This is a genomic window from Arthrobacter sp. GCM10027362 (assembly GCF_042679445.1).
Taxonomy (GTDB): Bacteria; Actinomycetota; Actinomycetes; order Actinomycetales; family Micrococcaceae; genus Crystallibacter.
Genome location: NZ_JBHTML010000149.1, coordinates 1 through 10,228 on the forward strand (window position 1 = coordinate 1; position 10,228 = coordinate 10,228).

At 69.4% G+C, this 10,228-nt stretch carries 9 protein-coding genes and 1 riboswitch; of the genes, 7 read left to right on the forward strand and 2 right to left on the reverse strand.

What is annotated here, in order from left to right:
* Window positions 1–1,337: S8 family serine peptidase (locus ACFQ36_RS17180; RefSeq protein WP_377015785.1), on the reverse strand; the 1,337-nt coding region annotated here is incomplete at its 3' end.
* 132 nt (window positions 1,338–1,469) lie between these two features.
* On the opposite strand from ACFQ36_RS17180, the gene ACFQ36_RS17185 reads away from it, so the two are divergent.
* On the forward strand, window positions 1,470–2,123 hold the full coding sequence (locus ACFQ36_RS17185) for a DUF1345 domain-containing protein (protein WP_377015788.1): 654 nt from the start codon (window positions 1,470–1,472) through the stop codon (window positions 2,121–2,123).
* A gap of 98 nt (window positions 2,124–2,221) precedes the next feature.
* Window positions 2,222–2,327: riboswitch (glycine riboswitch) on the forward strand.
* 390 nt (window positions 2,328–2,717) lie between these two features.
* Window positions 2,718–4,244 carry a D-serine/D-alanine/glycine transporter gene (cycA, locus tag ACFQ36_RS17190; RefSeq protein ID WP_377015791.1) on the forward strand — a complete coding sequence of 509 codons (1,527 nt, stop codon included), beginning with the start codon at window positions 2,718–2,720 and terminating at the stop codon, window positions 4,242–4,244.
* Window positions 4,245–4,337: 93 nt separating this feature from the next.
* Here the strand turns inward: cycA and ACFQ36_RS17195 are convergent, their stop codons facing one another.
* Complete coding sequence (locus ACFQ36_RS17195) at window positions 4,338–6,485, reverse strand: glycogen debranching N-terminal domain-containing protein (protein WP_377015794.1); 2,148 nt, start codon at window positions 6,483–6,485, stop codon at window positions 4,338–4,340.
* Between the two features lie 127 nt (window positions 6,486–6,612).
* Here ACFQ36_RS17195 and ACFQ36_RS17200 point away from each other — a divergent pair, with 127 nt between their 5' ends.
* From ACFQ36_RS17200 to ACFQ36_RS17220, 5 genes are all read left to right on the forward strand, one after another.
* Window positions 6,613–7,530 carry a DUF1524 domain-containing protein gene (locus ACFQ36_RS17200; RefSeq protein ID WP_377015797.1) on the forward strand — a complete coding sequence of 306 codons (918 nt, stop codon included), beginning with the start codon at window positions 6,613–6,615 and terminating at the stop codon, window positions 7,528–7,530.
* A gap of 80 nt (window positions 7,531–7,610) precedes the next feature.
* On the forward strand, window positions 7,611–8,465 hold the full coding sequence (locus ACFQ36_RS17205) for a DUF1206 domain-containing protein (RefSeq protein ID WP_377015800.1): 855 nt from the start codon (window positions 7,611–7,613) through the stop codon (window positions 8,463–8,465).
* 117 nt (window positions 8,466–8,582) lie between these two features.
* Window positions 8,583–8,789: a hypothetical protein gene (locus ACFQ36_RS17210; RefSeq protein WP_377015803.1), complete on the forward strand. Its 207-nt coding sequence runs from the start codon at window positions 8,583–8,585 to the stop codon at window positions 8,787–8,789.
* 395 nt (window positions 8,790–9,184) lie between these two features.
* Window positions 9,185–9,652 (forward strand): universal stress protein, encoded by a 468-nt coding sequence (locus ACFQ36_RS17215; RefSeq protein WP_377015806.1) that lies wholly within the window; start codon window positions 9,185–9,187, stop codon window positions 9,650–9,652.
* Between the two features lie 25 nt (window positions 9,653–9,677).
* On the forward strand, window positions 9,678–10,187 hold the full coding sequence (locus tag ACFQ36_RS17220) for a hemerythrin domain-containing protein (RefSeq protein WP_377015809.1): 510 nt from the start codon (window positions 9,678–9,680) through the stop codon (window positions 10,185–10,187).
* The last annotated feature ends 41 nt before the right edge of the window (window positions 10,188–10,228 follow it).

A 10,228-nucleotide genomic window follows, 5' to 3' on the forward strand; every position in this document is an offset into this window, starting at 1 on the left:
GCGGTGGCCCTGATCCGCGCCTCGGCCGCCGCCGGCGTCAGCGCCGGCTCCGCGGCGAACAACAGCGCGGCCAGCCCCGCTACCTGGGGCGCGGCCATGGACGTTCCCGCCATGTAGGCGTATGCTCCGGCCGCTGGAGCGGCCGTACCCCTGTTGCTGGTCGAGAGGATGCCGCCCTCGGCGCCGCCGGACAGATCCCCGCCGGGGGCGGTGACATCCACGGCGGGACCGTAGTTGGAGTACGGTGCCAGGCCGCCGCCGCGGGTGGCGGCGGCTACCGTGATCACGTTCCTGCAGTTCGCCGGGCTGGACTCCGACGCCTGTTTGCTGCCGTTGCCGGCCGCGACGACGACGGCGGCGCCCCGGCTGCGGGCGGCATCGATGGCCGCCTGCAGCGGCGGCAGGCACTCGCCGTCTGCGCTCAGGCTGACATTGATGACCTTCGCCGGCGTGGGGTTCGCCGGAGCATCCGGCACGGGCCCGCCGGCCGCCCACACCACGGCATCGGCAACGTCTGACAGGTAGCCCCCGCACGCGCCGACGGCACGGACCGGCAGGATCCGGGCCCCATAGGCCACTCCGGTGATGCCCTTGCCGTTATCGCCGGCCGCGGCGATGATCCCGGCCACGTGGGTGCCGTGCCAGGAGGACTCCGCGCCGCCGCAGCCGTCACCCTGGTCCCGGGGATTGCCGTCGCGGCCGTTCCCGTCCCGGGCCATGTCCGGAACCGAAACCATGTCGTAACCGGGCAGGACGTTGGCGGCCAGGTCGCTGTGGGTGGTGATGCCCGTGTCGACGACGGCGACCACGGCGCCGCGCCCGGTCGAGGTATCCCACGCATCGGGGGCGTGCAGGCCGGCCTGGCCGCCGGACAGCGACCACTGCCGGGCGAAATGGGTATCGTTCGGGACCAGCGCCGGACGCAGGAGGGTATCCGGCCCGACATACTCGACGTCGGGGCGGGCGTCGAGGGAACCGATCAGTTCGGCGGCCTCTCCATCGTCGAGCCCGCGGCCGGTCTCGATTACCCGTGCACCGGTGGCGGTGGAGCGCACCTCCGTCACGCTGACGCCCGGCGGCCGGTCCGCCTGGTGGTAGGCGGTGCCGCGCTCGCGGAAGTCCAGCCGGGCCGTGTCGCGGAACTTGACCACGAACCGGTCCCGGTCCGGCGCGGCGCTGACCGCAGCGGCCGGAGCCTGGTCCTGGACCGCAGGCCCGTCAACGGCTGCTGCAATGCTGACTGGAATGACCGAACCGATCAGCAGGGCGATGGAGACCGCCCCGGCACCAAGGCCGAACCGCTGGCTGGGTGTTCCGGAGGCGCCGTGCTCAGTCATAGGGCCACGCTACTGGCAAAGCCGTTGTACATCCCGGACCACGCGGCGTTTCGCCGGCATCGGCTTGGACCCGGCGGCGCCGCTGACCTACGCTGGCTGCACGGGGCGCCGGACGGGAGGAGGGGTCGGCCGGTGACGGCGGTACGCAACTTCAACAAACGGGTCCACCGGTCCCGGCTGCGGCTTCTCGTTATGGCCGGCGCCGGCTTGGTGACGGCCGCAGTGGTCGGCAGCCTGGGCTCGTGGCAGTACGCGCCCGCCATGGGGTGGGCAGCCGCATCGCTGGTGTACCTGGCCTGGGTGTGGGCCGTCATCGGACGGCTGGACGCGGCGGCGACGGCGGCGCACGCCCGGCGGGAGGACCCGGGCAAGACGGTCTCCGATGTGCTGGTCCTGGCGGCCACGGTGGCAAGCTTCGGCGGGGTGGCACTGGTCCTGCTGGATGCGGGGACGGCCGTGGGCGGAGCGAAGATCGCGATCATCTGCCTGGCGCTGGGCAGCGTGGTCTTGTCCTGGTTCCTGGTCCATACCCTCTACACCCTGCGCTATGCGCTGCTGTTCTACCAGGATGGCGAGGGCGTGGAATTCAACCAGGACAAACCGCCGGGCTATGCGGACTTCGCGTATTTGGCCTTCACCGTGGGGATGACCTTCCAGGTCTCGGACACCAACCTGAAGGCCGGGGGCATCCGCGCCGCGGCGCTGCGGCAGGCGCTGCTGTCCTACCTGCTCGGTGCCATCGTGCTGGCCATGATGATCAACCTGGTTTCGGGACTGATCCGTTGAAACCCGGCGCGTGAAACCCGGCGCGGCCGGCCGCGCATTTTGCAAGCGTGCGGTCCCCCGTGTACCCTGTGATACGCATCACTAACTGAATATGCCTCTGATCCGCGGCGGGAGAGTCCTGCCGGCGTGAACCTTCCACCAGCAGGCGCCGAAGGAGCAAATCCTCCCCGGGAATCTCTCAGGCACCTGTACCGCTGCGGCAAGGCAACTCTGAAAAGCAGTCCCGCTTCATCCAGCGGGGCGCACCGACGGGGCAAGCCGCGCGCCAAGGCGTGAAGTGCGGAAACTCTCAGGTCAATGACAGAGCGGGGAGGGACCTGTCCATCTGCCGCTTGTGGAGTTCCCCTGATTCAGCACATGAGAATTCAGCAATGCCCTTCATGCGTCCGTGCCCGTCCGCCGGGAGGGCAAACCCGTCACCAGTCCGGCGCCCCCCAGTCGCCGTCCGAGACCGGCGGAAACGGACCGTAAGATTCCCGTGCCATAAAAGATTACAAACGTGCCTGCCCTCAACGGCGAGGACAGGCGCCCCTCCGCGCACCGCCGTCGTCCCGGACGCGGGTGCGGACCGCAATAAGGAAGAGAGAAACCTGCATGTCAGATCGGAACACCGGAACCATTCCGGTCCATCCGTCGGGTGAAAACCCGGGCAAAGCTGCATCGTCCGCAAACCAGGAACCCCACCTGGCCCGGCAGCTGTCCAACCGCCATATCCAGCTCATTGCCATCGGCGGGGCGATCGGCACGGGCCTGTTCATGGGGTCGGGCAAGACCATCTCGGTGGCCGGGCCCTCGGTGGTGTTCGTGTACATGATCATCGGCTTTATGCTCTTCTTCGTCATGCGCGCGATGGGCGAGCTGCTGCTGTCCAACCTGGCCTACAAGTCCTTTTCCGACTTCGCCGCGGACCTGCTGGGTCCCTGGGCGGGGTTCTTCACCGGCTGGACGTACTGGTTCTGCTGGGTGGTCACCGGCATCGCGGACGTGATCGCCATCTCCGGCTATGCCCGGGAGCTGGTCCCGGGCATCCCGCTGTGGGTGCCCGGGATCGCCGCGGTGGGGATCCTGCTGCTGCTGAACCTGCCCACGGTCAAGGCCTTCGGCGAGACCGAGTTCTGGTTCGCGCTGATCAAGATCGTGGCGATCCTGGCGCTGATCGTCACCGGCCTGGTGATGATCTTCACCGGCTTCTCCTCCGAGGCCGGCCCGGCCGCGTTCTCCAACCTCTGGAGCCACGGCGGCTTCTTCCCGCACGAGTTCATGGGCTTTGTGGCCGGGTTCCAGATCGCCGTGTTCGCCTTCGTGGGCATCGAGCTGGTGGGCACCACCGCGGCCGAGGCCAAGGACCCGGAGCGCAACCTGCCCAAGGCGGTCAACTCCATCCCGGTGCGCGTGCTGCTCTTCTACGTCGGGGCGCTGGTGATCCTGATGTCGGTGACCCCCTGGACCCAGTTCGCCGCCGGGCACAGCCCGTTCATCGGCATGTTCTCCCTGGCCGGGCTGGGCGCCGCGGCCACCGTGGTGAACCTGGTGGTGCTCACCTCGGCGATGTCGAGCGCGAACTCGGGCATCTACTCCACCTCGCGCATGGTCTTCGGCCTGGCCCAGGAGGGCGACGCCCCGGCGGTCTTCGGCCGGCTCTCCTCGCGCAAGGTGCCGGCCAACGCGCTGTTTCTGACCTGCGTGCTGCTGCTCTCCGGGGTGGTGCTGCTGTACGCGGGCGAGAACGTGGGCCGGGCCTTCGAGATGGTCACCACGGTCTCGGCGGTGTGCTTTATGTTCGTCTGGTCCATCATCCTGGCCAGCTACCTGGCCTACCGCAGGCGCCGGCCCGGCCTGCACGCGGCCTCGGCGTTCAAGCTGCCCGGCGGCAAGGCGATGGTCTGGGCGGTGTTCGCGTTCTTCGCCTTCGTGCTCTGGGCGCTGACCACCCAGCCGGACACCCTGGCGGCGCTGGCGGTGACCCCGGTGTGGTTCCTCATCCTGGGCATCGCCTGGGCCGTGCTGCGCCGGCGCCCGGTGCACCTGGCCCGCTACGAGGCCTTCCGCGCCCGGCTCGAGGCCGAAGCCCGCGCCGAGGCCGCGGCGCGCGAAACCGCCCGGGTAGGCGCCGCCGAGTAGTAGCGGAGCCGAGCTGCCACGCGGCTAAGCAAAGAAGGGTCCCGCACGGTGCGCGGGACCCTTCTTTGCGCCGCCGGACCCTTTCGGTATCCGCTACTGCTGCCGGCTCCGCTGGGCCAGGTCCACCAGCTCGGACAGCGTCGGACGCACCCCGCGGCGCAACTCCACCCCCGGCGGCAGCCCGTGGACCGAAACCTTGGAGCCGTCCACGTCGAGGGTGATCGGGGCCCCGCTCAGCGGAACGTTGGGGGCGTACAGGTGCCCCCACGATTCCGGCAGTTCGGGGTCCAGCCACAGGCCGCCCTGCGACAGATGCGCCTCGTAGCGCAGCATGGTGCGCAGCAGCATCACCGGGGCGGCCGATGCCCAGGCCTGCGGGGAGCAGGACGTGGGGTAGGGCACCGGGTTCGGATAGTCGGAGCGGCTGAAGCCGCAGAAAAGCTCCGGCAGCCTGCCGTCGGTATAGTCGGCGGCCTCCATCAGGGCCGTGGCGATCCGCTGCGCCTGCTCCACGAATCCGTAGCGCATCAAACCGGCTGCGATCAGCGCGTTGTCGTGCGGCCAGACCGAGCCGTTATGGTAACTGACCGGGTTGTAGGCGCCCATGTCCGAGGCCAGGGTGCGCACGCCCCAGCCGCTGAACATCTGCGGGGACATCAGCCGCTCCGCCACCAGGGGCGCCTTGTCGGTGTCCACGATGCCGGACCACAGGCAGTGGCCCATGTTGGACGCGCAGGCATCCACCGGGCGCTTGTCCCTGTCCAGGGCGACGGCATAGTACCCGCGGTCCGGCAGCCAGAACTGCTCGTTGAACCGCCGCTTCAGCCGTGCCGCGCGGTCGCGCAGTCCGGCCGCCAGGGCCAGGTCCCCGGCCTCGTAGGCGAGCCAGGCCCGGGCCGTGTAGGCGGTGTAGACGTAGCCCTGCACCTCGCAGAGGGCAATGGGCGGTTCGGCGAGGGTGCCGTCGGCGAAGTTGATCCCGTCCCAGGAGTCCTTCCAGCCCTGGTTGGCCAGCCCCCGGTCGTTGAGCCGCTGGTACTCCACGAACCCGTCGCCGTCGCGGTCCCCGTAGCGCTCGATCCACTCCAGGGCACGGTCCGCGTGCGGCAGCAGGGCGGCAACCTCGTCGGTGGATACACCCCAGCGGCTGACTTCCCCGAGCAGGGTCACGAACAGGGGAGTGGCGTCCGCGGTGCCGTAGTAGGCGGACTTGCCGCCCAGTGCCAGGTGCGTGCCGACGCCGAGCCTGACCTCGTGCAGGATCTTGCCCGGCTCCTCCTCGGTCAGCGGGTCCACCACCTGGCCCTGCCGGCTGGCCAGGGTCTGCAGGGTGCCCAGGGCCAGCGACGGGTCGATCACTACCAGCATGTACGAGGCCAGCAGCGAGTCCCGGCCGAACAGGGCCATGAACCAGGGCGCGCCGGCGGCCACCACCATCCGGTCCGGCTGCTGCGGGTCCACGATCCGCAGCGCGCCGAGGTCGTCGTGGCTGCGCAGGATTGTCCGCTCCACCAGGGGATTGCTCAGCCGCAGCGCGGGCATGCTGGCTGCCCAGGCCTGCTGGCGGCGGTCCGGGGGCGAGACGGTATCCGGGGAATACTCCACCTGCAGGGCTGCCGCCCGGCCTTCCAGGACGGGCGTCACGGTCACCCGGACAATCCACTTGCCGTGCGGCGGCACGACCGTACGGAAGATGAGCCCGTCCGGCCCGACGTCGGCGTCCGCGGCCCGGACGACGACGCCCCTGTGCATGCCCTGCCAGGCACCCAGGATGGTCACCGTGCCCTCACCGGCGCGCTTGGTCCGCCGCCACTGCCGCTGCGCCCTGCCCTCCTTGACCTCGAACAGGTCCGCGAAGTCCGCGTCCACTGCCAGGGAAATGACGCAATGTGCGGGTTCAATGCTGTAGTTCCGGACGGTAATGTCCTCGAGTATGCCCGCCCCCAGTTCGCGCCTGCGCTCCACCGTCAGCGGGCTGTCCGCACGGCCGTCTTCGAGCGGGGCCCTGCCGATATACACGGCCTCGTAGGGAGCGGGAGTCCAGGCATCGAGCGGCTCCAGCGGCGAACCGTTGATGGTGAGATTCCAGCGGGAGAGGATCCTCGTGTCCTCGAAGAACACCCCGTGGGGATGGTAGGGGAAGATGTCACCGTTCTGCAGGGAGATGCAGAAATGGGAGCCTTCGACGAGCGTCACGGCCCCCGTAAAGCCTGCCCGAGTGTTGGCATTCCATGCGGACATGATCGGATCCTCATAATGTGCGTCCCCGCTGTTATGAATCTACGCCCGCCGTCAGACCGGCGCCAAATCCGCCGGCGGCCACCGGACTCCCGTAGTATTAAACGTCCCACGCCGAGCACCGAGGACCATGAACGTTAAGCCACGCACCAAATTTCTGTCCGTTTTTGCGGCCGTCCTGATCACCGCCGGCGCCGCCGGTTGCGGCCACCCGGGCGCCTCGCCGGGCTCCGCCGTGACGGCTCCGGCCGAAACCGCCTCGGCCTCCCCTGACGCGCAGCCGGCCAAGGCCGGCACGGCCCTGGCCCTGCTGGAAACCGTGGCCGTTAAGGGCCGTGCACCGAAGACCGGCTACACCCGGGAGCAGTTCGGCAACGGCTGGCAGGACCCGGACGGCAACGGCTGCGATGCGCGCAACGACATCCTGAACCGGGACCTGGCCGGAACCACCCATAAGCCCGGCACGCACGGCTGCATTGTCACCTCCGGCACGCTCAAGGACCCGTACACGGCAACCACTATCAGCTTTGTCCGCGGCAATGCCACCAGCACGGCGGTACAAATCGACCACGTCGTGGCCCTGTCCGATGCCTGGCAGAAGGGCGCCCAGCAGTTGTCCGCCCGCCAGCGTGAGGCGCTGGCCAATGATCCGTTGAACCTGATTGCCGCGGACGGGCCGACCAACGGCGCCAAGTCCGATTCGGACGCGGCCTCCTGGCTGCCGCCGAACAAGAAGTTCCGCTGCCGGTACGTCGCCCGGCAGACGGCAGTCAAGGCCAAGTACGGGCTGTGGATGACCAGGGCCGAACGCAATGCGATTGCCGAGGTGCTCTCCTCCTGCCCGAAGGAGCCGGTGCCTTCGGCGGCCGATGCCGCCAAGCGCACCGCCGACTCCGCCGCCGCTGCGGCAGAGTCGGCGCCGTCCACCGTTTTCTACCAGAACTGCACGGCGGTCAAGGCCGCCGGTGCTGCTCCCATCCGGGCCGGCGATCCGGGCTGGGACACCAAGTTGGACCGCGACGGCGACGGCGTCGGCTGCGATGCCTGACCGGACCGGTACGGCACCGCCTACCGTGTCCGCGCCGGGAGGGGGAAACTTGACACAGCAGCGCTACGGCAGGAGGTGTGATGACTGAGTTCGAATTGCCCGGCAGCGGACGGGAGGCGGCGCGGGAAGCCGCCTCCCAGGCCGCCGACGTTGCGGAGGAACTGTCCAATACCCGGACACTCGATGTGCTGGCGCGTTTCGGCTTCGGCGTCACCGGGCTGCTGCACATCCTCGTCGGGGCCATCGCGCTGGCCATTGCCTTCGGCGGCAGAGGTGAGGCAGACCCCGCCGGCGCCGTTGAGCTCCTGGCGGACAGTGCGCTGGGCCCGGTGCTGATGTGGGCCGGATTCATCGGCTGCGCCGGTTTGTCGCTCTGGCAGGCGAGCGAGGCGACGCTGCGCGTACGGCGCCGGCGGCGGCGTGAGCGGGCGGAAAAGGCCGTCTCCTCCGGCGGACTCAGTATCGGTTACGGCAGCTTGGCACTGACCTTTGCCGGCTTCGCGCTGGGCCGCCGTTCGGATTCCGGCGAATCCACCCGCGATATCACCGCTTCGCTGCTGGCGGCCCCCTTCGGGCTGCCGCTGCTCATCGGTATCGGTGGCCTCGTGATCGGCATCGGGGCGTACTTCATCGTCAAGGCGCTGCGGCGGGGGTTCAAGGAGGAGCTGCATTTCGGGGATTCAAAACGCGGAAAACTGCTTACGGTTCTGGGAATCGTAGGCCATATTGCCAAGGGCGTGGCGGTGGGACTGGTCGGGCTGCTGATCGTCATTGCCTCCATCAAGCACGACCCGGCCGAGTCCACGGGCCTGGACGGCAGCCTGAAGGCACTGCAGGACCACCCCTACGGCACCTACGTGCTGACCGCGGTGGCGGCCGGACTCATCTGCTACGGAATCTTTGCGATGATCCGCGCCCGGTACGGCAGGATGTGAGCCGCGAAGGTCTGGACCGGTAAGGCCGCGGGGCGGATAATCTGCTTCACCACGGCAACGAGGTGGAGGCGGCAGCCGCAGTGGCCGCCGCAGCGGTGCCCGGGGCGGGAGGACACGATGCGCGCGGGATCGGTACTGGGACTGCTGGTTGTGATTTGGCTGGCCATTGGGGTGCTGGCGGCGGCCCAGCGCGGATATTTCAGCTCCGCTCCGGAGAATTGCGCCGAGGCCGGGACCGTTGCCGCGGCGATTGCCGCCGGGCCGCTGAATTACACCGGGGTCAATCCGAAGATCAAGTGCGAGCTGCCGCAGCCCTCACCGTAATCCGGGCAGGACTCCGGCGGTCCGGGTCCTGCGGCCGCTGCGGGTTCCTTCGTTGACGAAGCTGGTGTGCGTGGAAAACCGCCGATGTTCTCTCCCGTGCGCTCCCGGGCTTCCAGCCGCCAGGACTGTCCGGTCTGCAGGACGACGTCGGCCTGCCGGCCGCTGCCGGGAACGCGCCGGCGGACGGGGCTTCTTGAAGGCAATAGGGCAGTGTTCCGGGGTCGTCTGCATGGGATCAAGGCTCGCGGCCGGACGGTATCCGGCTTCGGGATGCGGGACAAGATGCTGCAGCCGGGACGTGGCTGGCTCCGCCGCCCGGGCCTTGTGCCGGCACTGCCGGGGGAACAGACTGGTCTCGGAAGGCGGCACTGGCCCGGCGGGGGTGGGAACACGGGATGGCTGACCAGGAACAGCAACGGATCGTCGTCGGCGTGGACGGATCCGATTTCTCCGTCGCGGCGCTGCGCCACGCGAAGCTTTTTGGCGACGCGCTCGGCTGCGCGGTGGAGGCCGTCGCGGCCCGGCGTTACCAGGTGGCCCCCGGTACCCTTGCCCCGGTGCGATGGAGTCCGGCCGACGATGCCGAAAGGGTGCTCAACGACGCCCTGGCCCGTGCCTATGGAGACCAGCCACCCGCCGACCTGCGCTCCCGCACCGTCCAAGGGCAGCCGGCCAAGGCTCTGATCGAGGCCGGCCGCGGGGCCCGGATGCTGGTCCTCGGCAGCCGTGGCCACGGCGGATTCACGGGGCTGCTGCTCGGCTCCGTCACCGCCGCCTGTGCCGCCCACGCTCCCTGCCCGGTAGTGATCGTTCGGTCGGATCCCGGAGAAGACCCCGCCCGGACCGGCAAAGACAGTTGGTAACAGTGCTAAGGACGAGGAGTAGAGCATGAACGGAGTGGCACAGGAACCTTTGGACGGTGCGGAGGAGTCCGCGCGCACGGCCATGCGGCACCACCATGGGCAGATGATGCACCGGCTGAAGTCCTTGTCCGCTGCCCTTGGCAGGGCGGTGGCCGCCGGGGACACGGTGGCCGAGCATGAGGCGCACGCGGTCCTGGTCGAATGGTGCGAGACGGAGCTGGTCCCGCATGCGCTGGCCGAGGAGGAAAAGCTCTACGGTCCGGCGGCAGGCCTGCCGGAGGGCGGGCTGCTGGTGGAGGGGATGCTGGAGGAGCACCGGGTGCTGACCGGCCTGCTGGAGGAGCTGCGCGGCGCCGGGGGCGTGGCCGCGGCGGTGCTGGGCGGATCCATCGAGCGGATTTTCGCGCTGCACGTGGACAAGGAGGACCGGCTGCTGCTGCCGCTGCTGGCCGCAGCGCCCGGGCTGTCGCTCGCCGAGTCCGTCGAGGACCTGGAGTCGCTGGTCGGCGCGGCCCACGTCCGCCACGAGCCGTAGTCCCGCGGGGTTGCCAACCGGGCCGCCGAAGCCGCCGCCGG

Coding starts and splice junctions, on each gene's coding strand:
- ACFQ36_RS17220 (WP_377015809.1), top strand. CDS start 9,678: ATGAACGGAGTGGCACAGGAACCTTTGGACGGTGCGGAGGAGTCCGCG.
- ACFQ36_RS17205 (WP_377015800.1), top strand. CDS start 7,611: ATGACTGAGTTCGAATTGCCCGGCAGCGGACGGGAGGCGGCGCGGGAA.
- ACFQ36_RS17195 (WP_377015794.1), bottom strand. CDS start 6,485: ATGTCCGCATGGAATGCCAACACTCGGGCAGGCTTTACGGGGGCCGTG.
- ACFQ36_RS17215 (WP_377015806.1), top strand. CDS start 9,185: ATGGCTGACCAGGAACAGCAACGGATCGTCGTCGGCGTGGACGGATCC.
- ACFQ36_RS17210 (WP_377015803.1), top strand. CDS start 8,583: ATGCGCGCGGGATCGGTACTGGGACTGCTGGTTGTGATTTGGCTGGCC.
- ACFQ36_RS17200 (WP_377015797.1), top strand. CDS start 6,613: ATGAACGTTAAGCCACGCACCAAATTTCTGTCCGTTTTTGCGGCCGTC.
- cycA (WP_377015791.1), top strand. CDS start 2,718: ATGTCAGATCGGAACACCGGAACCATTCCGGTCCATCCGTCGGGTGAA.